We start from the raw sequence: 24686 nt of genomic DNA, 5'->3' as shown, positions 1-24686 counted from the left end.
GCCGCAACGCCCGGACGATCGGTAGCGGCTTTCCGATGCCGAGGACAGGGGTGCACGTGCGGGCACAACGAGGGGAGCTGGCGCGGCTGTACCGGGCCGCGCTGAACCGGCCGAGATGGCAGCAGGTCCTCGCGTTCGGGGTTTCGCTGTGGACCTTGGCCTGGATCATGGGCCAGTTCCTCACGCCGCAGGACGGGCCGACCGCGCTGGGCGTGCTCGGCCAGCTCGCGGCCCGGCTCGGGCTCACCGGCGGTAGCTGGGCCGAACGGCTCACCGAGACCTGGCAGAACAGCGGCGGCGGGTTCGCCTTGCTGGGTGGGCTGCTGTGGGCCGCCACCACCGAGCGCGGCCAGTTGCCGGCTCTGCTCGGCTGGGTCGCGGTGATGCTCGGGTCGGAGCGGCTCGGCTACCAGCCCGCAGTCCTGCTGGCGGTGGTGACCTTGGTTGGCTTCGTGTTCGTGCTGTGGCTGGCGGCGGCGCTCACCAACTGCCGGTTCGTCGACCGCCGAACCACCCTGTTACCTCGCGACGTAGTGCGGGCGGGCGTCACCGCGGCGGCGCTGTCCGCCGTGGTGCCGCTGTTCGCCCCGGCCTTCTTCCTTACCCGGCTGGGAAATCCCTATGTGACCAAGGCCCCGCGGATCCTCGCCCGGAACACTCCGGATACCCCGGGCGCACCGGATCGAGACGGTTGGTCCCAAGGCCGTGACCAGGGGCCATGACCGTCCCATGCCCGCTCCGACGGTGGTGCGTCACGACTGGGGTGTCAGGCGGAGACCGTGCTCGGCCAGCGCACGAAGCCCCACATCGTCCGGAGCGGAAGACCGGTGCCGCCACACGGTTTGCACTATGCGCACCTGGTTGCCGGTCCGCTGCACGGCCTGCGCCGAGTTGTCGAACCCGTCCGGGCCGCCCGGCCAGCCCTTGCCCTCGGCGATCAGATCGGTGACGCCGCCGGTGCCGGCGGCATCGGCCAGTTCCCGCAATTCGCTCGCCGCCTGCTGGTCGGGCACCTCGACGATGGCGATCGAGACGGCGGCGGGCCGACCCGAGACCTGGGTGTCGAACACCGCGCGGGTCAGGCTCCGGCACGGCTGCTGCTGGAACCAGCGCTGCACGTCTCCGAAGGAGTGCCGGGCGCACGAGGCATCGCGCGCGGCGACCATCTGCGTGAACTCGACGCCGTCGATCCGCTGGGTCGGCGCGGGCTGCGGTGCTGGGCCGGTGGTCGGCCGACCGAGCGTCAACCACATCCCGACGACGCCGCAGATCAGCAGCAACGCGGCTACCGCCGCGATCAGCTTGATGCGCGGGGGTAGGCGCCATAGCGGCGCTGCCATGGCGGATTGCTCGGTGTATTTCGGGAGGAGCACGGTGTCCGCGGTCGCCAGATCCGTGGCCGCCGATTCCGGGAAGCCCTCCTCGGCCAAGTCGGCGAGGCTCAGCTCGCAGGTCTCGTCGAGCACCTGCACCAGCCGCAACGCGGGTTCGACCGGGCATGGGAATTCGTAGGTCGCCAGTTCGCGGGCGGCCGCGAGGATGGTGGTCGTGCTCGGCGAAACCACCCGCACACCCCGGTGCAGGTCGGTGGTGGGCTGAATGACCTGCCCGGCGTACGGGCCGACCACCACGATCGCGGCCACTGGCAGCGGCTCCAGCCCGCGCGACTGCAGGCTGCGGGCCAGCGCGGCGGCGGATTCGAGGCCCTCCAGCCCGGGGTTGACCGCGCCCTCGGTGCGTACCATCGGCCAGCCGTCGATCGTCCACGGGGTCTGCAGCGGCGCGTCGACCCGCAGCGCGGGCTGGGGGAGGTCGATCCCGAGCACCACGATCACCCCGCGCGGCAGCACGATCACGGCATCCAGGGGCCGCGGGCTGCCTGGTGGGCGGCAACCGAACGCGGTGACCCCACCGAGCACCGAGCAGCCGGCACCCCACGCGGAAATGGCCGCCCGGATGTCGGCGCCGACCCGGGTCGGTTCCGCGCCGAGCCGCATCAGTCGCATGACGGCCTCCAAGATCCGGCGGGCACCGCACGCCCGGCGTGGTCGGCTTCGACCTGGTCGCGTCGGGCGATCACTCACATGTTCGAGCAGAGACGTTAGTCGCGGTGGTCAAGCATTGTCGCGAGATTCCAGCTTTCGTCCGTTCGAGTGGTATCCCCCACTCGTCTGCTGCCCTCTCGCTGGTGCATTCGAGGGACGCGGAAGGCCCGTGACGACGCCCCGGAACTGCGATTTTCCGCTATTCGGAGCAGTCGGTGCCCGACACCCCAGACGACGGACCGCCTGCGCCGGGGCGCGGAGCATGGCGACGTTCTGGTGGCGGACCTCTCTATTCGCAATGCAGAATGGCGCGGCACCTGTTGATCGCCAAGTACGCGAGGTCGTAGGGGAAGACGTCCCTCGTCGAACAGCGGAGGTCAGCAGTGAGCACCCGTGGCAGTGACCGTGGCCTCACCTCTGGTGTGGTCTACGTCCACTCGTCGCCGTCTGCGGTCTGCCCGCACGTCGAGTGGGCGATCTCTGGCGCACTCGGCATTCGGACGGAACTCCGCTGGACGGCCCAACCGGCAGCCCCAGGGCAACTCCGCGCGGAGTGCAACTGGTCCGGCGAGCCGGGCACCGGCGCGCACTTGGTCACCGCGCTGCGCGCGTGGCCCATGCTGCGCTTCGAGATCACCGAAGATCCCAGTCCCGGGGTGGACGGTCAGCGGTTCTGCCATGCGCCCGGACTGGGCCTGTGGCGGGCCAGCACCAGCGCCAACGGCGACATCATGGTCAGCGAGGACCAGTTGCGGACGCTGGCGGCCAACGCCAAGGGGCCGGAGGCCTTCGGCCACCGAGTCGATCAGTTGCTCGGCGCGGCCTGGGACGACGCCCTCGAACCTTTCCGCCGCGCGGGCGACGGTGCCCCGGTGACCTGGCTGCACCGGGTGGGCTGAGGCTCGTTTCGTGAGCGGTGTTCCCGGTACTCGCCGGAACGGCCGCCACGGGGCCTTTCTCCCGAAACGCCTGCCGACGCCGTTCGGGGTGTGAAAGGCTGCGATCGTGCGTTCTTGGCTGAAATGGGGTCTTCCGCTCGCCATCGTCGTGCTGCTCGGCGCGGCGGGCGGCGGGATGCTGCTGGCCCAGTACGTCTACCGCGACCCGTCGTCGCAACCGCTGGACCAGACATCGCCTCCCGCGGTCCAGACGGTCAAGTCCGCGCTGGGCATCATCTACACCCCGGACGCCGCTGCGCACCCCGATCGCCAGACCGTGCAACTGCTGCTGGACGACCACTTCAGGTCGATCAACATGAAGAGCTACGACCTCTGGAAGTCCACAGTGGTCCCCGCCAAGTGGCGGGAACTGCCGAGGGAGAAGTGGTTCGACAACTACGGCACCACCCGGGACTTCGACTGGACCGTGCAGCGGATCGACCCGGCACCGGACAAGTCCCTGCTGGTGCTGCTGACCTTCCGGAGCAATCAGGCCAAGGAAGACGCGCCGCCGGAGCTTCCAGAGACGTGCGTGACCTGGAACGTGGCGTACCCGGTGGTGGTGGACCCGGAGACGGGCAACGGATTGCGGTTGGACACCAGCAAACTGCCCAACAGCGCCCTGTTCCGCCGCTGCCAGCAATGAGCGCGCGAAAACGCCAAGCTGCTGCGCGGGCCCCTCAGCGGATCACAACGGGATGTTGCCGTGCGCACCGCGGCCCGCGGGGGCGGCGGCGAGCGCTTCGGCAATCCGGCGGCGGGTGGTCTTCGGGTCGATGACCTCGTCGACCACGCCGATCGACATCGCCCGGCCGACTCCGCCCGCCACCCGCTCGTGTTCCTCGGTGAGCTTTGCCTGCAATGCCTCGCGCTCCTCCTCGGGCGCGGCGGCCAGCGTCTTGCGGTGCAGGATGCCGACCGCGGCCTTGGCGCCCATCACCGCGACCTCGGCCTCCGGCCAGGCGAACACGGTGGTCGCACCCAGCGAGCGGGCATTCATCGCGATGTAGGCGCCGCCGTAGGACTTGCGAGTCACCAGCGTCACCCGCGGCACCACGGCCTCGCCGAAGGCGTGCAGCAGCTTCGCGCCGCGGCGCACCACGCCGCCCCATTCCTGGCCGACGCCGGGCAGGTAGCCGGGCACGTCGACCAGCACCAGCAGCGGCACCCCGAACGAGTCGCACATCCGCACGAATCGGGCGGCCTTCTCCGCCGACAGCGAGTCCAGGCAGCCGCCCTTGCGCAGCGGGTTGTTGGCGATCACGCCGATGCTGCGCCCGCCGAGCCGACCGATGCCGACCACGATGTTCGGCGCCCACTTGGCCTGCAGTTCCTCGAAGTCCGCCGAAACGTTGCCCGCTCCGTCGTCCTTTTTATCGAGGATGCCGCGGATCACCGGCTTGATGTCATAGGCGCGCTGCGGGCGGTCCGGCAGCAGCGCGCGCAGGTCGTTGTCTTCCTGCACCGAGCGCAGATCGAACAGGCCCGGCTTGGCGAACAGCCCGGTCAGCCGCCGCGCCCGCACGTAGGCGTCGGACTCGTCGTCGGCGACCACGTGCACCACGCCGGACTTCGCGCCATGCGCCTCGACACCGCCAAGGCCCTCCTGGTCGATCTGCTCACCGGTGACGCTGCGGACGACATCGGGACCGGTGACGAATACCCGGCCGGCCGGGGACATGATGACCACGTCGGTCAGCGCCGGGCCGTAGGCCGCGCCACCGGCGGCCGGGCCCACCACCACGGAGATCTGCGGCACTCGGCCGGAAGCGCGGATCATCGCCGCGAACATCTGGCCCATGCCGTCCAGCGACTCCACGCCCTCGGGGATGCGGGCGCCGCCGGAGTGCCACACACCGATCACGGGGCAGCGTTCGCGCACCGCCATGTCGATGGCGTCCACGATGTGGCCACATCCCGCGGAGCCGAGCGCACCGCCCATCTTGGTGGCGTCGCTGCAATAGACGATCACCTTCGTGCCGTCGATGCGACCGCGCACCGCGTACATCCCGCTGGTGTCGCGGGAGTGCAGCGGCTCGATCGACTCCGGGTCGAGCAGTTGGTCCAGCCGCACCTCGGGATCGCGCGGATCCCGTTGTGCCTGCTCACTTTCCGCCCGGGTGGCCATGACGGTCATCGGTTCCTCCGGAAGTTCGGTGTCGGGAAGGCCGCCGGAACGACGAAATCAGTGCCGCGCTGGTCGACCGCCGTGCGCGGCTGTCATATCGCAAAGCGCTTAAGGACGGGCTGAATGACGCTCAGCCCGTCCTTGTGCGGCGGCGGTCATGCCCTAGCGAAGGCGAGCGCGACGTTATGCCCACCGAAGCCGAAGGCGTTGTTGATGGCTGCGGTCTGCTCGACGTGCCGCGGCTTGTCGGCCACCACGTCCAGCTCGACCTTCGGGTCGATCGTTTCCAGGTTGCGGGTCGCCGGAATGATGCCTTGCTGCAGCGAGAGGATCGTCATGATGCTCTCCACCGCGCCGGCCCCGCCGACCAGGTGGCCCAGCGACCCCTTCGGCGCGGTGACCACCGCGCTGTCGCCCAGCACCTTGCGCACCGAGTTCGCCTCGCCCACATCGCCGACGACGGTGGACGTCGCGTGCGCGTTGATGTGCCCGATGTCCGACGGCTGCAGGTCCGCGGTGTGCAGCGCCCGCTGCATCGCCCTGACCTGACCCGCGCCGTCCGGGTGGCTGCCCGTGATGTGGTAGGCGTCGGAGGTGATGCCCACACCCGCCAGCCGGCCGTAGATCCGCGCGCCGCGCGCCTTGGCGTGCTCCGCGCTTTCCAGGATGACGACCCCGGCGCCTTCGCCCATCACGAACCCGTCGCGTTCGACGTCGAACGGGCGGGAGGCCCGATCCGGATCGTCGTTGCGGGTGCTCAGGGTCCGGGCCTGGGCGAAACCGGCGATGGTGATCGGGTGGATGCAGGCCTCCGCACCACCGGCCACCACCACGTCGGCCAGGCCCTGCCGGATCATGTCCCAGCCCTTGGCCAGGCCCTCGGCGCCCGAAGCGCACGCCGACGCGGGGGAGTGCACCCCGGCGCGGGCCCGCACGTCCAGGCTGACCATCGCCGCCGGGCCGTTGGGCATCAGCATCGGCACGGTCAGCGGCGAGACCTTGCGCAGCCCGCCGGACTCCAGCAGGTCATCCTGCTGGAGCAGGGTCAGCGGCCCGCCGATGCCGGTGCCCAGCGACACCCCGAGCCGGTCGGGGTCGACCGATTCGGTGTCGTCGGTGGGCAGCTCGAACCCGGCGTCCGCCCATGCCTCGCGCGCGGCGATCACGGCGATCGCCTCGCACCGGTCCATCCGCCGCAGCTGCACACGGGGCAGCACCTCGCTCGGGTCCACCAGCAGCGGGGCACCGATCTTGGCGGGGAGGTCGAACCGGTCCACCCACTCGGCCTCCAGCCGGCGGATGCCGGTGGCGCCGTTGATGAGCCCATCCCAGGTGGATGCGACGTCACCGCCCAGCGGTGTCGTCGCCCCCAGCCCGGTGATCACGACATCCACAGTCATGCGCTCTTGGTGATGTAGTCCACCGCGTCACCGACGGTCTTGAGGTTGGCCAGCTCGTCGTCCGGGATCTTGACCCCGAACTTGTCCTCCGCCTGCACCGCGATCTCCACCATGGACAGCGAGTCGATGTCCAGGTCGTCGACGAAGGACTTGTCGATGGTCACGTCGGCGGCGTCGACACCGGCGACCTCCTCGACGATGGCGGCCAGACCAGTGGTGATTTCCTCGTTCGACACGGGTAGTTCCTTCCTCGTTCTTGCGTTCTCACCGCGGGCCGATGGCCCGCGGCAGCTGGGTGGTTCAGGGACAGATGGCGACCTGGGCCCCGTAGGACAGCCCGGCTCCGAAGCCCACTAGCAGCATCACGGCGCCGCTCGGGATCTCTCCCGCCGCCCGCATGTGGTCGATGGCCAGCGGGATGGACGCCGACGACGTGTTGCCGGAGAAGACGATGTCACGCGCGACCACGAGGTCGTCGCGGGCACCCTGCGACTGCAGCTTCTTGGCGATGGCGTCGACGATCCGCAGATTCGCCTGGTGCGGCACCAGAACGTCCACATCGGACAGCTGGAGGCCGGCCGCCTCGACCGCGCGGACCGCCACCGGGGAGATCTGGGTGGTCGCCCACCGGAAGACCGACTTGCCCTCCTGGTGGATGTATTTGTTGTCGCGCAGGCAGATCGCGTCGGCCAGGTCGCCGGCGCTGCCCAGCACGCCGGGACCGAGTTCCGGCTCGTCGGCCGGACCGACCACGGCGGCACCGGCGCCGTCGGCGAAGATGATGCAGTTCGCGCGGTCCTCCCAGTCCAGCCACTCCTGGAACCGCTCGGAGCCGATCACCAGCACGTTCCGGGCCGAACCGGCGCGCACCGCATCGGAGGCCGCGGCCAGCGCGTAGACGAACCCGGCGCACGCGGCGTTGAGGTCGTAGGCGCTCTTGGCCTCGATGCCGATCTGGTGGGCGACCTGGGCCGCCGCGTTCGGGATGTTGCCCGGCATGGTGCAGGTGGCGACGATCACCTGGTCCACATCGGACGGTGCCAGGCCCGCGTCGGCGATCGCCTTCGCACCGGATTCGATGGCCATGCTGACCACGGTCTGCTCGGCGTCGCCGAGCCGGCGGTGCACGATGCCCACGCGCTGCCGGATCCACTCGTCGTTGGTATCGACGATCTTGGCGAGATCGTCGTTGGTGACGATTCGGTTGCCCTGCGTGCTGCCGAAGCCCAGCAGCCTGGTGCCGACCGGTGCGGCTACCTGCGCAATGCGGGGTCGGGTCACGCGTCGCTCCCAAGCAGGTCGGCGACCTTGTCCAGGTCGGCAGGGGTCTTCAGGGCCACGGTCTTGACGCCCTTGAGCTCACGTCGCACCAGGCCGCTGAGGGTGCCTGCGGGCGGAAACTCCACCGTAGCGGTCACGCCGCGGTCGGCCAGCGCGGCCAGGCAGCTGTCCCAGCGCACCGGGCTGGTCACCTGGGCGACCAGGCGGCGGAGGATCTCGGCGGAGTCGCTGACGACCGCACCGTCGGCGTTGGAAAGCAGCGGCTGGGCGGCGTCGGCGGCGGTCACCTTCTCCGCGTGCTTGCCCAGGGCATCCTGGGCGGGCGCCATGAAGCGGGTGTGGAAGGCGCCGGCCACCGACAGCGGGCGGACCCGCGCCGCGGGCGGTGGTTCCTCGGCGAGCTGCGCCAGCGCGGGCAGCCGACCGGCGGCCACGATCTGGCCGGCGGCGTTGCGATTGGCCGGGTCCAGGCCGAGCAGATCGAGGTAGTTGAGCACGGCTTCCTCGTCGCCGCCGAGCACGGCGGACATGCCGGTCGGTTCCAGCGCGCACGCGGCGGACATCTCCCGGCCGCGCACGGCGGCCAATGCGACCGCGTCATCGAAGGTCAGGGCGCCGGCCACGGCGGCGGCGGCCAGCTCGCCGACGGAGTGCCCGGCGACCGGAGTGTCCGCCGGGATCGTCACCCGGCTGCGCAGTTCGTCGGCGGCGATCAGCGACAGCGCCACCACCAGCGGCTGGGTCACCGCGGTGTCCTTGATCTCATCCGCCTCGGCGGTGGTGCCGAGGCGGAGCAGGTCCAGGCCGGTCAGCTCGGACCAGGCGACGACGCGTTCGGCGACGCCGTCCAGTTCGAGCCACGGATTAAGCATCCCTGGGGTCTGCGACCCCTGTCCGGGGGCTAGAAGCGCGATCACTCTTGCTACTGAACACGCCCACGGCGATCCACGTGATGTCGATAGAGACGAAGTCCTGACTTCAATGTTGTGGAGTGTCTACAAGCCAGCCGGTGGCCAGGCCCGACGAGCGGCGAAATCGTTGTCGCCTGTGTTCGGTTGGTCACCCGGCGAGTGAACGCCGGCGAAGCCCGTTACGGGGAACCCGTCGTCACCAGAGGCCACGGGCCTTGGCGAGCCGCCCCACCGCCAAGCCGACCCGCAGGACGTGCGCATCGCGGGCGTTGGACGGGGTGCGGCCGGTCAGCTCCGCCACCCGGCGCAGCCGATAGCGGACGGTGTTCGGGTGCACGTACAGCTGCCGCGCGCAGTTCTCCAGCACACCGCCGACCTCCAGGTAGGTGTCGACGGTCTCCATCAACGCCCCGCCCGCGTCCACCAGCGGCAGCACGATCCGCTCGACCAGCTGCCGTTCGGCCTCCGGGTCGCCGGCCAACGCCCGCTCCGGCAACACGTCGCCGGAGGGCACCGGGCGCGGCGCGGACGGCCACGCCACCACGGCCCGCAGCGCGGACATCGCATCACCGGCCGAGCGGTGCGCCTCGGCCAGGCTCGGCACGGTCGGCCCGGCCACGACGGGCCCGTCGTCGAACGCTTCGGACAGCCGCCGCGCCGCCTCATCGTTGGCGCGGTCGTCGCCCAGCCCGCCGAAGACCACCACTAGCCGGGAGCCCTGCACGCCGAGCAGCACCGGGCAACCGACCCGCGCCGCGCGGCTGCGCACCTGGTAGACGATGGTCGGGGGGTCGTCCGACGGGGCGTTGCCGACCAGCACCGTCGCCTCCGATGACGGCTCCCAGCCGAGCGCGGCGGCCCGGGACAGCAGCGACTCCTCGGCGTCGCCACGCACGATGCCGTCGACCACGAGCGCTTCCAGCCGCGCATCCCATGCGCCGCGGGCTTCGGCTGCGGCGGCATAGGAGGTGGCCGCGGCGAAGGCGATCTCCCGGGTGTAGCGCAGGATCGACTCGGTCAGCAGCGTGCGTTCGTAGTCCTTGTCGGCGAGTTCGGGCAGCTGCTGCTCGAATACATCGATGGCCACCCGCACTAGTTCCAGGGTTTGCCGCAGGCTGATCCAGCGGGACAGGTCCCGGGGGGCGGTGCGGAACGCCTCGGCGGTCAACCGGATCGCCTCGGTGGGGTCCTGCAGCCACGCCACGAAGTTGGTGGCCCCGGTCTGGGTCACCAGCAGCACGCTCGCCCGCTGGTCGGCGGGCAATCGCCGGAACCACGGCAGCCGTTGCTCCATCGCGCTGACGCTGGCGCCGGCCAGCCCACCCGAGCCGCGTTCGAGGCGGCGTAGCGTGCCGGCGGAGACCTGCTGCGGCGTGCCGATATCCCGCTCACCTGCGCGTTCGGTACTCATGCCTCCAGAATCGCACGCCGCTGATCAGCGTCGTCGGGCAGCGGCCGTCCCCGCGGTCCGGCGCCCGGGGGCGTTCGGGTGGGAACCGCCGATCCGGGGCTCTCGCGGATCAGGAATTCGACGAGTGCGACACGGGCCTGCGCCGAATCACACCCGGTCGAGGCTCCGCAAAACGCACCACCGCAAACCCGATTGAGGGAATTGAACCCTTTTGAGGGGCCTGTCGCGGTTGCTGCCCGCTGTGTCGGCAGGAAACGATCTTGTGGTGAGGAAGGGTCACGCGTGATCGCCTGTGGCGCGACCCGATCGTCGGGACTCGCTCCCGGTGGGTCCCGACCTTTTCACGCGCTTGGCCGTGGTCGCTCGCGCGCGATCAGGACACCATGAAGCATCGGATCAAGCCGGGAGAGTGATCAGTGGTGGCTTTGCCTCTCGTCTGGCTCGCGGACGTGTTGCGCGCAACCGGATTAACGGTGGTCGAGACCGACGGCTGGCGGAACCGAACCGCGACGTCGGGACCGCTGCCGGACCCGGTCGGCGTGCTGGAACACCACACCGCGACCCCCGCGTCCTACGAAAACCCGGCGCCGAGCGTGCAGTTGTGCATCGATGGCCGACCCGACCTGGCCGGTCCGCTGTGCCACGCGATGATCGGCTTCGACGGCGTCGTGCACATGATCGCCGCCGGACGCGCCAACCACGCCGGGAGGGCGAGAGCCTCCGGGCCAGTCCCGGCGGGCGACGGCAACATCCTCTACGTCGGGTTCGAGTGGGACTACCAGGGCGTGGACCAGGGGCCGAGCCCGGAGCAGTACGACGCGGCGCTAGAGGCGACCCGGGCGGTGCTCAACCACCTCGGGAGTCCGATGGACGCCGCGCGCGGCCACAAGGAGACCAGCGTCACTGGCAAGATCGACCCCGGTCACGTGGACATGGACCAGTTCCGCGCGCAACTCGGGAACCGGAAACAGGAGGACGTGATGACACCGGAGCAGGATGCGATTCTGCGACGCCTCGAAACCGAACTGCTCGGCCCGCGTGGGCCGAAGGGCGAGATCCAGGGCTGGCAAACCGACCTCGGCCCCCGCACGATCGTCGCGATGCTCGTCGACCTGGTCAACGAAGTGGTGGCGAAGCAGCAGAACCCGGCAGCCGCGGCGCAGGCCCCGGCGCCCGACGCGGAGGCGATCAAGGCGGCTTTCCAAGCCCTGCCGCCGGATCAGGCCGCGCCGCTGCTGGCCGAACTGGTCCGCATCCAGCAGGCCCGCCAGCCCACTCCCGAGCAGTACGCCCAGCGCTCCCAGCCGTAACGGCCGCGGTCAACTCCCTTGAACACTTCTGGCCACCCGACCTGCTCGTGGCACCTGAGCAGGCAAAGCGGCTGGCATGCCGGGGAGGTCAGCTTTCGCTGGCGGCGCGGCGTTGGGCTCGTTGGTCGCGGCGGCGTTGAAGGCGCTTGACCAGGGCGGGCTGTTGCTGGAGCGCCTCGGGCTCGTCCAGCAGCCGGTTCAGCCGCTGGTAGTAGCGGGTCGGCGAGAAGCCGAAGCGCTCCTGGATGACCCGCTCCTTGTTGCCCTGGTAGTGCCAGTGTTCCTGCTCGAAGGCGAGGATGGCGCGGTCGGTGTCGTTCACCCGGCGTCCCTCCTCCGGCCGTCGATCAGTTGCCAGCCGAGTCTACCGACAGGGGCACGGGTGTTCGATCGGCCATCCGGGCAGCAATCCTCGCCCTTTCCCCGGACTTGTGGATTCCCGCGGCCCGGGCGGTGCGCCGTGATCAAGACTGTGATCCAAGGCACGTATCAATGCCGGAACAGTTCCGCGGGCGCACGATGTTGAGCACTACGAACGAAGTCGTGCGCTCCGGGGCTCGGTGAAAATCCGAACCGGCGGTGAAAGTCCGCGAACCGGCGTCTCCCCGCGGAGGTGTCGGCCGATCCGGTGGAATTCCGGTACCGACGGTGAAAGTCCGGATGGGAGGCAGCGCACGGGCGGCCAAAGCCGGGCGTCGGCGCACCGCGCCGACGGTCGTGCGTGTCGGCTTCCCGCCTAACCCCGGTGCGTTCACAGCCGGTGGGAGGAGCGGGCGTGCAGGCTGTCGCGGAATGGGTGCTCGGCAACGGGATTACCGTGCTGGGCCAGAAGATTTCCTGGGCGGAACTGGTCGGGCAGCTGTGCGCGCTGGCCGTGGTCTTCCTCGCGCAACGCAGAACCCTCGCGACCTGGCCGGTGCAGATATCCGCGACGGTCCTGCTCTTCGCCGTCTACGCATCCGCGCATTTGGGCGGACTGGCCGTCCGGCAGGTGATGATCCTGCTGATCTCCGGCTACGGCTGGTGGGCCTGGAACCGCCGCAGCGACCCGGTTTACGGCGTCGCGGTGCGCAAGGCCGGCGGCGCGGAGAGGCTCGTGCTGATCGCCGCGCTGGCGCTGGGCACCGCCGCCTTCGCGCTGCTGCTGTCCGCGCTGGATGCCTCGTGGGCACCGTGGCCGGACGCCTGGATCTTCATCGGAACCCTGGTCGCGTTCTGGGCGCAGGGGCGCGGTCTGGTCGAGTTCTGGCTGGTCTGGCTGGCAGTCGACGCGGTCGGCGTGCCACTTCAGATCGCCTCCGGGCTGTATTTCAGCGCGGCGATCTACGTGATCTTCGCGGTCCTGGTCATCCACGGCTGGTGGAGCTGGAACCGCACGGCGAAGGTGCAGCGTGCGCGTGAGGTGCCCCCGTCGCCAGCAGACTCCGGCCTCTCTCGTTGATCATCTAATGCCCAATTTGCCTTGGGCAACACCGCCTGCCCGTCGCCGCGCACATCGCGATCTCCCGGGGTGCCGTCCGGCTTCAACCGGACGGCACCTGCGGGCCTCGGCCGCGAGGCGGCCCGGTGCGATCACGCCACACCGGGGTCCGACGTCTGCGGCCCGGCGGCCTGAACATCGTCGAGCCGGTACCGGCGGGTCGCCTCGACCACCGTGGACTTGTCCACCTGACCGGCGCGGGCCAGCGCGGCCAGGGTCGCGACCACTGTGGACTCCGCATCCACCAGAAACACCCGGCGCGCGGCCGGCCGGGTGTCGGAGAACCCGAACCCGTCCGCACCGAGGCTGACCATGTCGCCGGGCACCCACGGCCGGATCAGGTCCGGCACCGCGCGCATCCAGTCGCTGACCGCGACCACCGGCCCGTCGGCCTGCGACAGCACCCGAGTCACATGCGGCACCTGCGGCTCGGCCTCCGGGTGCAGCAGGTTGTGCCGGTCGGCGGCTTCGGCCTCGCGCCGCAGCTGCGACCAGGACGTCGCCGACCACACGTCGGCCTGCACGCCCCACTCCTCGGCGAGCATCCGCTGCGCCTTCAGGGCCAGCGGCATGATCACACCCGAGGAGAGGATCTGCGCCCGCGGCCCCGAACCGCCCGGCGCGGTCTGGTACCGGTACAGGCCGCGCAGCAATCCGTCGACGTCAAGGTCCGCGGGCTCGGCCGGCTGCTGGTACGGCTCGTTGTAGACCGTCAGGTAGAAGAAGACGTTCTCGGCGTCCTCGCCGAACATCCGCCGCAAACCGTCCTTGGCGATGTGCGCCACCTCGAACGCCCACGCCGGGTCGTAGGCCACCACCGCCGGGTTCGTCGCGGCGAGCAACTGCGAGTGGCCGTCGGCGTGCTGCAGGCCCTCACCGGTCAGTGTGGTCCGCCCGGCCGTCGCACCCAGCACGAACCCACGGGCCATCTGGTCCGCGGCGGCCCAGAAACTGTCGCCGGTGCGCTGGAAACCGAACATCGAATAGAAGATGTAGACCGGGATCATCGGCTCGCCGTGCGTGGCATAGCTGGTGCCCGCCGCGGTGAACGACGCGGTCGACCCGGCCTCGTTGATGCCTTCGTGCAGGATCTGGCCCTGCTCGCTCTCCCGGTAGGCCAGCATCAACTGGTAGTCCACCGGCGTGTAGAGCTGGCCGAGCGGGTTGTAGATCTTCTGCGACGGGAACATCGAGTCCATCCCGAAGGTGCGGGCCTCGTCCGGGATGATCGGCACGATCCGCGGCCCGATCTCGCGGTCCTTCGCGAGATCCTTGAGCAACCGGACGAACGCCATCGTGGTGGCGACCTCCTGCTTTCCGGAGCCTCGCCGGACCACCTCGTAGACCTTGTCGCCGGGCAGCACCAGCGGCTTGGCCCGCACCCGCCGCTCCGGCAGGTAGCCGCCCAGCTGCCGGCGCCGTTCCTGCAGGTACTCGATCTCCGGAGCCGCCTGGCCCGGGTGGTAGTACGGCGGCAGGTAGGGGTCGAGCTCCTGATCGCTGATCGGGATCCGCAGGCTGTCCCGGAACAGCTTCAGGTCGTCCACCGTCAGCTTCTTCATCTGGTGGGTGGCATTGCGGCCCTCGAAGTGCGGCCCGAGCCCGTAGCCCTTGATCGTCTTGGCCAGGATGACGGTCGGCTGGCCGTAGTGCTCGGTGGCGGCCTTGTATGCCGCGTAAACCTTGCGGAAGTCGTGGCCGCCACGGCGCAGGCCCCAGATCTGGTCATCGGTGAGGTGCCTGACCATCTCCTTGGTGCGCGGGTCGCGCCCGAAGAAGTGCTCCCGGACGAAGGCCCCGTCGTTGGCCTTGTAGGTCTGGTAGTCGCCGTCCGGGGTGGTGTTCATCAGGTTCACCAGCGCCCCGTCGCGGTCCGCGTGCAGCAACGCGTCCCACTCGCGGCCCCAGATCACCTTGATCACGTTCCAGCCCGCGCCGCGGAAGAACGCCTCCAGCTCCTGGATGATCTTGCCGTTGCCGCGGACCGGGCCGTCCAGCTGCTGCAGGTTGCAGTTGATCACGAAGGTGAGGTTGTCCAGGCCTTCGTTGGCCGCGACGTGCAGCAGCCCGCGCGACTCCGGCTCGTTCATCTCGCCGTCGCCCAGGAACGCCCACACGCGCTGCTGGCTGGTGTCCTTGATGCCCCGATCGTGCAGGTAGCGGTCGAACCGCGCCTGGAAGATCGCGTTCATCGGGCCCAAGCCCATGGACACGGTGGGGAATTCCCAGAAGTCCGGCATCAGCCGCGGGTGCGGGTACGACGGCAGGCCGCCGCCCGGCCCGGCGTGCGAGTACTCCTGGCGGAACCCGTCGAGCTGGTCGGCCGACAGCCGGCCCTCCAGGAACGCGCGGGCGTAGATACCGGGGGAGGCGTGGCCCTGAATGTAGAGGTGGTCGCCACCGCCCGGGTGGTCCTTGCCGCGGAAGAACCAGTTGAAGCCGACCTCGTAGAGGCTGGCGGAGGATGCGAAGGACGAGATGTGGCCGCCCACGCCGATGCCGGGCCGCTGCGCGCGGTGCACCATCATCGCGGCGTTCCACCGCATCCAGGCGCGGTAGCGGCGCTCGGTTTCCTCGTCGCCGGGGAACCACGGCTCCTGCTCGGTGGGGATGCTGTTGACGTAGTCCGTGCTGGTCAGCGAGGGGACACCGACGCCGGTTTCGCGGGCGCGCTGGAGCAGCCGCAGCATCAGGTACCGGGCACGCTGCTGCCCGTTGGCCGACAGCACCGAGTCGAAGGACTGCAACCACTCCTCGGTTTCCTGCGGATCGATGTCCGGCAGGTGGGAGGCGAGACCGTCCCGGATCACCCGCACCCGCGGGGTGGGGGCGGCGGCGTCGTTGTTGAGCGGGGACAAGGGAACTCCTCGACTACGTCGTGGACGTGGCAGGGTGTCCGACAGTGATGTCCGACACTGTCATCGTCCCCCATCATGGCTGTCGATAGGTACACCGGCGGTTGGACCTGTGCGGACCAGGCTGTCGGTGTCGGGTATCCCGGTCTACAGTCGAGGCTCAACGTGTTGCTACGGCGTGTCGTGCCGTTAGCAGTTGCGCGGGTGGCGGTCGGCAGTGTTCGCTATCCGCCAGGTCTGGAAGGTGTGCGGCGCCGAACGGTCGTCGCACCTGTGCATTGGAGGAGTGAGCAAACCGTGGTCGCCGCGGGAGACGCCGGTAAAGGCGAAGCCGACGTCGCCGAGAGGCTCGACATCGAGCCGGAGATGGTTGTCCAAGAACTCGGCTGGGATGAGGACGTCGATGACGATGTCCGGGCCGCGATCGAGGAGCGTTGCGGGAGCGAACTGCTCGATGAAGATGCCGACGAAGTGGTCGATGTCGTGCTGCTGTGGTGGCGCGAAGACGATGGCGACCTGACGGACACGCTTCTCGATGCCATGACGCCACTGTCCGACGATGGGGTCATCTGGGTGCTGACCCCGAAGACCGGCCGGGACGGCTATGTCGAGCCGGCCGACATCGCAGAGGCCGCATCGACGGCGAACCTGGCCCAAACAGCGAACGTCAGTCTCGGCGAAAGCTGGATGGGCACCAGGTTGGCCTACCGCCGGGCCAAAGCCCGGCGCTGAGCGGCCGCGTGCTGTCCACCCCGTGGGCGCCGGTGCTCGCCATCGGTGCCCACGGCGGTCGGGTCGGTGTAGGTTCGGCGATGACAAGGTCACGTCGAACAGGAGGGTGCACTCATGACGGTCGAGGTCGGTGCACAGGCGCCGGACTTCACGTTGCCGGACTTCAACAAGGAAAAGGTCTCGCTGGCCGATTTCCAGGGTAAGAAGAACGTGCTGCTGGTCTTCTACCCGTTCGCGTTCAGCGGAATCTGCCAGGGCGAGCTGTGCCAGGTCCGGGACGACCTCGGCGAGTTCCAGAACGACAAGGTTCAGGTGCTCGGCGTGTCGGTCGATTCCCCGTTCGCGCTCAAGGCCTGGGCGGATGTGGAGGGCTACACCTTCCCGCTGCTGTCGGACTTCTGGCCGCACGGCGAGATCGCCAAGGCATATGGCGTGTTCAACGAGGCGGCTGGCATGGCCAACCGCGGCACGTTCTTGATCGACACGGAGGGCAAGGTCCGCTTCGCCGAGGTGAACCAGCCGGGTGAGGCTCGCGACCAGAACGTCTGGAAGAAGGCGCTGGCCGAGCTCACGGCGTGACGAACGGCCGAACGTAGCGTGGTGGCCGACCGGGTGCCGAGGATGCCGCGACACACCGGTAAGGTGTCCGAGGCGATCCGATTGACTGAACCGGACGGCCACCACCCAGGGCGCATAGCTCAGCGGAAGAGCACTTGCCTTACAAGCAAGGGGTCGCAGGTTCGAACCCTGCTGCGCCCACCGTCGCCACGGCCCGTTGGTCTGGGATGAAATGCCGGGTCAGCGGGCTTTTTTGTGCGAGGAAGAGGATCTTCCTTTGATCGTTTGCTGCGCGGGCTCGGCTGCAAGCCGCTTCCGCTGTGCCACAGATGAACGTTCGGAGTGCACATTTCCTGGTCAAGACATTGTCGTGGCGGTCACAGGGAGAGCCCACGCCCTGTTGCGACCCGGTGAGGACCACGCTGACGCAGCGGCGGTAGGCGAGAGTGGCCGAGCTCGCGGCGCTGGATGCTGACAGGCATGGCTCCTGGGCTTGCACCAGGGTGGCTACGGCGCCTTGATCCGCTGGGTGATGCGGTGCCGCCAGCTCGGTGTAGATCGGCTGCGCCGACGACCGGTGGCTGTGCGCCGGAGACGTAGGGTCGCCAAACGCGGCTACTGTAGCTCGTCAACGTGTCCCTTCATGAGTCGTCGGAACTGCCGCTGAAGGCAATCGGCGGACGCGACGGAAACATGGCCGAGCCATTGGTCAACGGCTCTTTTGAGAGCTTCGCTATGGGCGCTCAGTTCGCTGGCGGGCGGTGGTGATTCACGAGCCAGGTCACCCATGCGTGCGTGACCTCGCCGACGGTGCCGAGATGGGATGGATAGTCGGTGTAGAGCTCGTTGAGCCAGAGAATCCACAGCTCGTACGCTTCGCGCAGATCGGCGGCGAGCGCTTCACATGCCTCCAACATTGCCTTGAGCGCGTTGACGTTTCCTTCGCCGGCGTATTCCAACGCCTTCGGCCACAGATCCCAGACGAAGTGATCCAAAAGGGCACGAATGCGGTGTGCACATGTGTCGCGACGATTGCGCAGCTCATCGATGAACACGTCTTCGTCGTCGCCTGACGGCCGAGGTTCTGTTCCGCTCGGCTTGGGGAGTTCGGGCTCAATGATGCGATGGAACGCGCTGAGATCAGGCTCTTCGACAAGCTCCGGTTCCGTGTCGCCGGGCAGGCGGATCGCTGCCAGGCGGCACAATTCGTCGAGCTGCGCGTCGTCGCCCGCGTCGTTGATGATGTCGATCGCTTGCCTAACAGACTGCTCCACCATGGTGAAGTCGCTCTCGGCCAGCCGATCGTCGACTTCGGAGCTGATGTCTTGGACCTGCCGTGCTGGGTCGTAGAGAAAATCGGCGTTGGCCTCGATCGCCTCGTCGCGACGTTCCCGAAGCGATTCCAGTTCTTCGAGAAGGGCGTCTGCGTCGAGTAGAACGTCGGCTTCGGGCACGTGGATCTCCCAATTCGGTTCGGTAAGTTCGGACAATGTAGCCAATGAGCTCTTCAAGCCCGGCGAGGTTGCTGTTGTTTGGGCCTATCGCCCCGATGTACTCATCCAAATGGCAGATGTCGCTATCCACGGGCATGATCGCGGTCGGTGTTGTTGTTTAACTCGGCCGTGCCGCGTTTCGTAGCGCCATCGTCTCCATCTGTTCGATGACGAGTTTGATGGCTTCGGGCTGCTTGTCCGGCGGGTACTTGTATTTGACCAGGAGCCTTTTCACTGACGAGCGGAGTTTGGCGCGGACGTCGTCGCGGACGGTCCAGTCGGTTTTGACGTCGCGTTTCATGACGCCGACGAGCTCGCGGGCGATTTGAGCGAGGACGTCTTCGCCCTGAAGGTCGACGGCGGATTCATTGGTGCTGACGGCGTCGTAGAAGGCGAGCTCGTCGGCGCCCAGCGGCGGATCGAACTTCTTGCCCCGGTCGCCTTCGGTGGCGACTTCCTTGGCCAGCTTGATGAGTTCGGCGATGACCTCGGCGGAGGTGAGCTGCTGGTTGGTGTATTTGCGCATGAGTTCGGTGATGCGTTCGGAGAACGCCCTCTGACGCACTAGGTTGTGCCGGGTGACCCGGCCGGACTCCTCGACGAGCAGGGAGCGCAGCGCTTCGATGGCCAGGTGCGGGTTTTCGGCCCTTTCGGCTTTCTGCTGGAACTCGGGGCTGAGGTCGGACAGCGATGGTTTGGGCATGCCTGCGGCCTCGTAGATGTCGACGATGCCGGTGGTTCCGGTGGATTCGGCGACGAGTGCGGCGAGCATCCGCTGGATGTCCTCGGGGACGGGTTTGCCTTCGGCCTGGCGTTCCTGTGCGTCGAACTTCGCCATCCACACCCGCACCTCTTCGAAAAACCTTGCGGCGGGCCGGAATTCTTCCAGGGTTTCGCTGCCGGAGCACAGTGCCCAGGCGCGGGCGAGCTGGTTGCTGAGTTTGCGGAACCTGTCGCCGAGCGTCTCCTCGCCGGGTTCGACCTGGTTTCCGGGGGTGTGCGGGGAGCGGAGGTGGTTGGTGAGTCCCTTGGCGGCGTAGACGAAGCCTTTCTTCACGTCCTTCTTCCAGGTCTCGCGCCACGGGTACCCGGAGCAGAGCTGTTCGAGCTGGGTGAGCAGCGTGGTGGTGAGCGCAATAGCTTCGTCGACGTTCTTGCCGACGGGCTTCTTCTCCTGGTCGTTTTGGCTGTATTCGGCGAGCGCCTTGTTGAGGTTGTCGGCCAGGGGCGCGTAGGCGACGAGCAGCCCGTCTTCCTTGCCTTGGTAGGTGCGGTTGACGCGGGCGAGGGTCTGCATGAGCAGCGCGCCCTTGAGCGGCCGGTCGAGGTAGAGGGTGTGCATCGGTGGGGAGTCGTAACCGGTGAGCATCATGTCCTTGACGATCACTAGCCGCAGCGGGTCATCGGGGTCACGCAGCCGCTGCTTGATGGTCTTGTTCTGGCTTTCGCGGCGCACGTGATCCGTGATCGGGGGTTCGTCGGAGGCGGATCCGGAGTAGACGACCTTGATGGCGCCCTTGTCGACGGCGTCATCGTGCCAGTCGGGACGCAGCTTCGTGATCGCGGTGTAGAGGTTGGCGCAGATCTCCCGCGTGTTGCACACGATCAGGCCCTTGCCGGGCCCGGAGATGAACTGCTCCATCGCTGCCGAGCGGGTCTCCCAGTGCGCGACGATGTCAGCGGCGAGCACAGAGATACGTTTGGGAGCGCCGTAGACGGTGTTGAGCTTGGCCACGGCCTGCTCGACCTGAGCGCGTTGAACGTCGTCGAGCCCGGTAGTGGCTTCGTCGGCGGCTTGGTCGAGGTCGTCCTCGGAGACCTGCTCGGTCAGGCCGACTTTGATGAGTCGGGGTTCGAAGTAGACGGGGACGGTCGCGCCGTCGTCGATGGCCCGGCTGAGGTCGTAGATGTCGACGTAGTCGCCGAACACCTCGCGAGTGTTGCGGTCGGAGAACGAGATCGGTGTACCGGTGAAGGCGATGAGTACCGCGTTCGGCAGCGCGTCCTTGAGGTGCCGGGCGTAGCCGTCGAGGTCGTCGTAGTGGCTGCGGTGCGCTTCGTCGGCGATGACGATGATGTTGTGCCGATCCGACAGCAGCGGGTGGTCGGCCCCGGACTCCTTTTCGGATTTGCTGAGCCCGAACTTCTGCAGCGTCGTGAAGTAGATGCCACCGGTGGTGCGGTTGGTCAGCTCGTCGCGCAGCTGCGCACGGGTGGTGACCTTGACCGGTTTCTCGGCGAGCAGCAGCGACCGGTTGAAGGTGTCGAAGAGCTGTCCGTCGAGTTCCTTGCGGTCGGTGACGACCACGACCGTCGGGTTCTTCAATGCGGGCTGGGTGCCGACGAGCTGGGTGTAGAGCTCCATCTCCATCGACTTGCCCGAGCCCTGGGTGTGCCAGACGACGCCGGCCTTGCCATTGCTGGTCGCGGCGTCGACGGTCTTGCCGACCGCTTTGGTGACCGCGAAGTACTGGTGCGGCTTCGCGATCCGCTTGACGTAACCGCCGGATCCTTCGTCGAACGCGACGAAGTTGCGCTGCAACTGCAGGAACCGTTCGGTGTTGAACACCCCGTCGATGAGGTATTCCAGCTCCAGCTGGTGCTGGCTTTCGTTGGTGTCGTCGTCGGGGCTGACGGGTTTGCCGTCGTCGTCGACGTTCCACGGCGAGAAGTGGTTCAGCGGCGTGAACGGGGTGCCGTAGCGGGCGGTGATGCCGTCGCTGATCACCGTGAGCACCGCGAACCGGAACGCCATCGGGAACTCACGCAGATACGTGCCGAGCTGTGCGTGCGCGGCGTCGAGGTCGGCGTCCTCCGCCCCCGCCTGCTTCAGCTCGAAGATCGCCACCGGGAACCCGTTGAGGTAGCAGACGATGTCGAACCGTCGTTCGTGCTCCAACGACCGCACGGTGACCTGGTTGACGGCCAGGAACTCGTTGTCCTCCGGCCGGTGACTGACCAGGCGGATCGTCGGGGTCTGCTCGACACCGTCCGAATCCACATAGCTGATCTTGCGGTAGCCGTGCACCAGTGCGTCGTGCAGCCGCTTGTTCTCGCTGATCGGGTCCTGCGATTCCGGCTGGACGAGCTCCGCGAACGCCTGCTCCAGCCACTGCGCGGGCACCTGCGGATTCAACGCCCGCATTCGTGTCAGGGCACGACACTTGAGCACCAGATCGTCCCAGGACGTGCGGCCGTCCTCGGTGCCCGGAGCGATCGCGGAACCCGGCAGGTGCTGCCACTCGCGCTCCGCCAACTCGTCCAGTGCGAGCTGCTCCCAGTCCGCCTCACTGAATCCGACCTGCGACATCTACACAGCCTCCTCAACGACCTTCTCAGCATCGCGAACCCGAACCTTCCCCGACATCAGAAGGGGGAGAAGGGAGTCGCGGGTGGTGGTGAGTTTTTCTGTCTCGGTCATGGCTTGGGCCGCCAGATCGTGAAGCGGTCCGACACCCTCGGAGAACGATTTGAGAGCTGCTGTATCCGGAAGTCGAACTGGGAACTGTTTGAACTTGCCTCGGCTCAGTTCAAGGAACGTCGCTCCGTTTGCGTGGCTCAGAAAGTCCGAAACGCGCGCCCGCATCTCGTGGAACAGCCACCATTGATGATCGGAATTCTTGGCGTTGACGACGATGAATCCCTGGTTGACGGCAGTCGAGACCTTGGCGATCGCGAAGGCGCCGATTGTGGCACGTGAGGTCATCAGGATCGAACCGGCTGGATAGCGCTTGGACGAGCATGCGGCCATGCCTTCTTCTGTGATCATTCGACTGGTGTCGAACAGGTATGGCGCACTCAGTGCGGTCACGTCAGTCGGCGTCGCCCACGGGATGTCGCCGTTCCAGTATTCGTCCATGGAACTCTTTGGGGTTCCACCGCCGAAAACGTCGGCAAGGTCACCGAAAGTTCGGTCGCCGAGCGGAATGTCGCGGACCGCAGCAGCGAACCGAGTGTCCGCCAGTTTCAAGCACAGTTGTGCAGTGTGGTCGTTGGCGGCGATCTTGTCGTCGAGTGCCCCCAGCACCTCCGCAATCGCCCGCTGCTCCGTGACGCTGGGCAGCGTCATCGTTAGTGATGTGATGTCGCGTAGCGACATGAAGTCGGCCATGTCCGTCTGTGCCTTGAGAGCGGCAGCCTGTCCCCAGAACTCCGTACTCTTGAACCAGTAGTACAGGTATCGGGAATGGAGCGGGCCGTCCTCGACTGGCCGGAAGTAGCACAGTTGAGGGCTGTAGGCGAAAGTCGGACCGCCCGAAGGCATGATTGCGACTCGACCGACCGTGCCTTTGGTCGTCAGAACGACGTCACCTGGCCTGGAAACCTTTGGTCCCATTGTCTGCGGCGGAATGGTCGACTCGCTGGTTTGAGATGTCGCTTGAATTCGACCCTCCAAGACGTCCGCGACTCTCAACACCGGAAGCCCTGCCCCCTCCGATCTGGGCCTCCCTGCCCCCATCTCAAGCACGTTGTCGCCAGCGAGCTCATCGAGCGTCACAATTCCCTCACCCATCGATCCGCTCCAGCTGCTCGCGCACGACCTTCTCCAGCCGCGCCGACTCGTCGAACGCCTCCAGCAACTCCTTGGTGAGTCGCTGAATCTTCTCGTCGACAGGTTCTCCGTCGTCCTCGACCTCGGGTGCTCCGACGTAGCGTCCGGGGGTGAGCGCGTAGTCGGCGGCCTTGATCTCGGCGAGTGTCGCGGACTTGCAGAACCCGGGCACGTCCTCGTAAGTGAGGTTTTTCTTTGCGGCGGAGCGGGTTCCGCGCCAGGCGTGGTAGGTGTCGCCGATGCGGACGATGTCGTCATTGGACAGTGCGCGTTCGGCGCGGTCGATCATGTAGCCCATTTCGCGGGCGTCGATGAACAGCACCTCGCCGGAGCGGTCGACTCCGGCGTAGTCGCCGGCTTTCTTGTCCTTGGCGAAGAACCAGACGCAGACCGGGATTCCGGTGCTGCGGAAAAGTTGGGTGGGCAGGGCGACCATGCAGGAGACGAGATCGGCTTCGACGATCTGTGCGCGGATTGCGCCTTCGCCGTTGGAGTTCGATGACATCGAGCCGTTGGCCATGACGACGCCGGCCGCGCCGTTGGGCTTGAGCTTGGACAGGATGTGCTGGATCCAGGCGTAGTTGGCGTTGTTCGCCGGGGGTACGCCGTACTTCCAGCGCGGGTCGTTCTCGTTGCGAGTCCAATGCTTGATGTTGAACGGCGGGTTCGCCATCACGTAGTCCATCTGGACGTCGGCGTGTTGGTCGCGGGCGAAGGTGTCGCCCCAGCGGGAGCCGAGGCCAGTGTGGTCGATGCCGTGGATGGCGAGGTTCATCTTGGCCATGCGCCAGGTCTCTTCGAGGCTTTCCTGGCCGTAGATCGCGACCTGCTTCGGGTCGCCGTCGTGTTCGTAGATAAATTTCTCGGTCTGCACGAACATGCCGCCTGAGCCGCAGCACGGGTCGTAGACGCGACCCTTCGAAGGTTCGAGGACCTCGACGATGACTTTGACGACGCTGGGCGGGGTGAAGAACTCGCCCCCGCGTTTGCCTTCGGCGCGGGCGAAGTTGCCGAGGAAGTATTCGTAGACCTCGCCCATGAGGTCGCGGGCCCGGTGTTCGCCCTGACGGGAGAAGCGGGCGCTGTTGAACAGGTCGATCAGTTCGCCGAGGCGGCGCTGGTCGATGTTGTCTTTGTTGTAGAGGCGGGGGAGCGTGCCTTGGAGTGTCGGGTTCTCCGTCATGACCGCTGCCATCGCTTCGTCGACGAGCTGCCCGATCGGCTTGGGCTGCTCGTTACCGGCGAACAGGGTGCCCTTCGCATTTTCCGCGAGATACGACCACCGTGCGGCCGCGGGCACGACGAATACGCCGTAGCCCTGGTATTCCTCGGGATCGTCGATCAGTTCGGTGATCTGTTCCTCGTCGTAGCCGTCGGCTTCGAGTTCGGCGCGGATGGCCTCCCGGCGCTCGTCATAGGCGTCGGAAACGTACTTGAGGAACACCAGACCGAGGATCACGTCCTTGTACTGGCTGGCCGACAGCGAACCGCGCAGCTTGTCGGCGGCCTTCCAGAGTGTGTTCTTGAGTTCCTTCATCGTCGACGGTGCCGACGGTTCCTTCTTTTTGCGGGGAGGCATCCTCGTCCTTCTT

20 protein-coding genes, 1 tRNA gene and 1 riboswitch are annotated in these 24686 nt (G+C 67.6%); of the genes, 8 read left to right on the top strand and 13 right to left on the bottom strand.

The genetic code is table 11. The annotated features are described in order from the left end of the window. Nucleotides 1-35 precede the first annotated feature (35 nt). Entirely contained in the window at nt 36-722 is a 687-nt protein-coding gene (locus BJ970_RS02150; protein ID WP_184722960.1) for a hypothetical protein, read from the top strand. Nucleotides 723-752: 30 nt separating this feature from the next. On the opposite strand, the gene BJ970_RS02145 is transcribed toward BJ970_RS02150, so the two are convergent. Next, a complete protein-coding gene (locus tag BJ970_RS02145) occupies nt 753-2006 on the bottom strand; it encodes a hypothetical protein (RefSeq protein WP_184722957.1) in 1254 nt (417 codons plus the stop codon). Between the two features lie 461 nt (nt 2007-2467). Between BJ970_RS02145 and BJ970_RS02140 the strand changes: the two genes are divergently transcribed. Continuing rightward, nucleotides 2468-2944 carry a DUF3145 domain-containing protein gene (locus BJ970_RS02140; RefSeq protein WP_376775095.1) on the top strand — a complete coding sequence of 159 codons (477 nt, stop codon included), beginning with the start codon at nt 2468-2470 and terminating at the stop codon, nt 2942-2944. A 106-nt stretch (nt 2945-3050) separates the two neighbouring features. Then, entirely contained in the window at nt 3051-3629 is a 579-nt protein-coding gene (locus tag BJ970_RS02135) for a hypothetical protein (protein ID WP_184722951.1), read from the top strand. Between the two features lie 42 nt (nt 3630-3671). Here the strand turns inward: BJ970_RS02135 and BJ970_RS02130 are convergent, their stop codons facing one another. From BJ970_RS02130 to BJ970_RS02105, 6 genes are all read right to left on the bottom strand, one after another. After that, nucleotides 3672-5120, bottom strand: a complete 1449-nt coding sequence (locus tag BJ970_RS02130) for an acyl-CoA carboxylase subunit beta (protein ID WP_184722948.1) — start codon at nt 5118-5120, stop codon at nt 3672-3674. 146 nt (nt 5121-5266) lie between these two features. After that, nucleotides 5267-6511 (bottom strand): beta-ketoacyl-[acyl-carrier-protein] synthase family protein, encoded by a 1245-nt coding sequence (locus BJ970_RS02125; protein WP_184722945.1) that lies wholly within the window; start codon nt 6509-6511, stop codon nt 5267-5269. Next, nucleotides 6508-6747: an acyl carrier protein gene (locus BJ970_RS02120; protein ID WP_184722942.1), complete on the bottom strand. Its 240-nt coding sequence runs from the start codon at nt 6745-6747 to the stop codon at nt 6508-6510. The genes BJ970_RS02125 and BJ970_RS02120 overlap by 4 nt, the downstream gene beginning before the upstream one ends. A 64-nt stretch (nt 6748-6811) precedes the next feature. Beyond that, nucleotides 6812-7792 carry a beta-ketoacyl-ACP synthase III gene (locus BJ970_RS02115; protein ID WP_184722939.1) on the bottom strand — a complete coding sequence of 327 codons (981 nt, stop codon included), beginning with the start codon at nt 7790-7792 and terminating at the stop codon, nt 6812-6814. After that, on the bottom strand, nt 7789-8709 hold the full coding sequence (locus BJ970_RS02110) for an ACP S-malonyltransferase (protein WP_184722936.1): 921 nt from the start codon (nt 8707-8709) through the stop codon (nt 7789-7791). The genes BJ970_RS02115 and BJ970_RS02110 overlap by 4 nt, the downstream gene beginning before the upstream one ends. A gap of 190 nt (nt 8710-8899) precedes the next feature. Beyond that, nucleotides 8900-10114: a PucR family transcriptional regulator gene (locus BJ970_RS02105; protein WP_184722933.1), complete on the bottom strand. Its 1215-nt coding sequence runs from the start codon at nt 10112-10114 to the stop codon at nt 8900-8902. Between the two features lie 416 nt (nt 10115-10530). On the opposite strand from BJ970_RS02105, the gene BJ970_RS02100 reads away from it, so the two are divergent. Further along, nucleotides 10531-11424, top strand: coding sequence for a peptidoglycan recognition protein family protein (locus BJ970_RS02100; RefSeq protein WP_312864067.1), 894 nt, complete (start codon nt 10531-10533; stop codon nt 11422-11424). A gap of 88 nt (nt 11425-11512) precedes the next feature. On the opposite strand, the gene BJ970_RS02095 is transcribed toward BJ970_RS02100, so the two are convergent. Further along, nucleotides 11513-11746: a DUF3263 domain-containing protein gene (locus BJ970_RS02095; RefSeq protein ID WP_184722930.1), complete on the bottom strand. Its 234-nt coding sequence runs from the start codon at nt 11744-11746 to the stop codon at nt 11513-11515. 221 nt (nt 11747-11967) lie between these two features. Further along, nucleotides 11968-12100, top strand: a riboswitch (FMN riboswitch). Nucleotides 12101-12199: 99 nt separating this feature from the next. Between BJ970_RS02095 and pnuC the strand changes: the two genes are divergently transcribed. Beyond that, a complete protein-coding gene (pnuC, locus tag BJ970_RS02090; RefSeq protein WP_184722927.1) occupies nt 12200-12865 on the top strand; it encodes a nicotinamide riboside transporter PnuC in 666 nt (221 codons plus the stop codon). Between the two features lie 131 nt (nt 12866-12996). On the opposite strand, the gene aceE is transcribed toward pnuC, so the two are convergent. Beyond that, entirely contained in the window at nt 12997-15762 is a 2766-nt protein-coding gene (gene aceE / locus BJ970_RS02085; RefSeq protein ID WP_184722924.1) for a pyruvate dehydrogenase (acetyl-transferring), homodimeric type, read from the bottom strand. Between the two features lie 294 nt (nt 15763-16056). On the opposite strand from aceE, the gene BJ970_RS02080 reads away from it, so the two are divergent. The 3 genes from BJ970_RS02080 to BJ970_RS02070 all read left to right on the top strand — a co-directional run bounded on the left by BJ970_RS02080 (nt 16057) and on the right by BJ970_RS02070 (nt 17250). Further along, nucleotides 16057-16491 carry a DUF3052 domain-containing protein gene (locus BJ970_RS02080; protein ID WP_184722920.1) on the top strand — a complete coding sequence of 145 codons (435 nt, stop codon included), beginning with the start codon at nt 16057-16059 and terminating at the stop codon, nt 16489-16491. Nucleotides 16492-16605: 114 nt separating this feature from the next. Next, nucleotides 16606-17070: a peroxiredoxin gene (locus tag BJ970_RS02075; protein WP_184722917.1), complete on the top strand. Its 465-nt coding sequence runs from the start codon at nt 16606-16608 to the stop codon at nt 17068-17070. Nucleotides 17071-17178: 108 nt separating this feature from the next. After that, nucleotides 17179-17250 (top strand) — tRNA-Val (locus tag BJ970_RS02070). A 542-nt stretch (nt 17251-17792) separates the two neighbouring features. Here the strand turns inward: BJ970_RS02070 and BJ970_RS02065 are convergent. The 4 genes from BJ970_RS02065 to BJ970_RS02050 form a co-directional block, all read right to left on the bottom strand. Further along, a complete protein-coding gene (locus tag BJ970_RS02065) occupies nt 17793-18503 on the bottom strand; it encodes a hypothetical protein (RefSeq protein WP_184722914.1) in 711 nt (236 codons plus the stop codon). A gap of 157 nt (nt 18504-18660) precedes the next feature. Further along, nucleotides 18661-21852: a type I restriction endonuclease subunit R gene (locus BJ970_RS02060; protein ID WP_184722911.1), complete on the bottom strand. Its 3192-nt coding sequence runs from the start codon at nt 21850-21852 to the stop codon at nt 18661-18663. Continuing rightward, entirely contained in the window at nt 21853-23055 is a 1203-nt protein-coding gene (locus BJ970_RS02055) for a restriction endonuclease subunit S (protein ID WP_184722908.1), read from the bottom strand. Then, the gene (locus BJ970_RS02050; protein ID WP_184722906.1) at nt 23048-24673 is read right to left on the bottom strand and encodes a class I SAM-dependent DNA methyltransferase; all 1626 of its coding nucleotides are present in this window, start codon (nt 24671-24673) and stop codon (nt 23048-23050) included. Before BJ970_RS02050 ends, BJ970_RS02055 begins: the two co-directional genes overlap by 8 nt. Nucleotides 24674-24686: the final 13 nt, after the last annotated feature.

Origin of the sequence: Saccharopolyspora phatthalungensis (genome assembly GCF_014203395.1) — a bacterium.
Classification (GTDB): Bacteria; Actinomycetota; Actinomycetes; order Mycobacteriales; family Pseudonocardiaceae; genus Saccharopolyspora; species Saccharopolyspora phatthalungensis.
The sequence above is the reverse complement of the archived record's forward strand: the minus strand, read 5'-3'. Positions and strand labels throughout refer to the sequence as shown.

Coding starts and splice junctions, on each gene's coding strand:
- BJ970_RS02150 (WP_184722960.1), top strand. CDS start 36: ATGCCGAGGACAGGGGTGCACGTGCGGGCACAACGAGGGGAGCTGGCG.
- BJ970_RS02145 (WP_184722957.1), bottom strand. CDS start 2,006: ATGCGACTGATGCGGCTCGGCGCGGAACCGACCCGGGTCGGCGCCGAC.
- BJ970_RS02130 (WP_184722948.1), bottom strand. CDS start 5,120: ATGACCGTCATGGCCACCCGGGCGGAAAGTGAGCAGGCACAACGGGAT.
- BJ970_RS02125 (WP_184722945.1), bottom strand. CDS start 6,511: ATGACTGTGGATGTCGTGATCACCGGGCTGGGGGCGACGACACCGCTG.
- BJ970_RS02105 (WP_184722933.1), bottom strand. CDS start 10,114: ATGAGTACCGAACGCGCAGGTGAGCGGGATATCGGCACGCCGCAGCAG.
- BJ970_RS02075 (WP_184722917.1), top strand. CDS start 16,606: ATGACGGTCGAGGTCGGTGCACAGGCGCCGGACTTCACGTTGCCGGAC.
- BJ970_RS02060 (WP_184722911.1), bottom strand. CDS start 21,852: ATGTCGCAGGTCGGATTCAGTGAGGCGGACTGGGAGCAGCTCGCACTG.
- BJ970_RS02055 (WP_184722908.1), bottom strand. CDS start 23,055: ATGGGTGAGGGAATTGTGACGCTCGATGAGCTCGCTGGCGACAACGTG.
- BJ970_RS02050 (WP_184722906.1), bottom strand. CDS start 24,673: ATGCCTCCCCGCAAAAAGAAGGAACCGTCGGCACCGTCGACGATGAAG.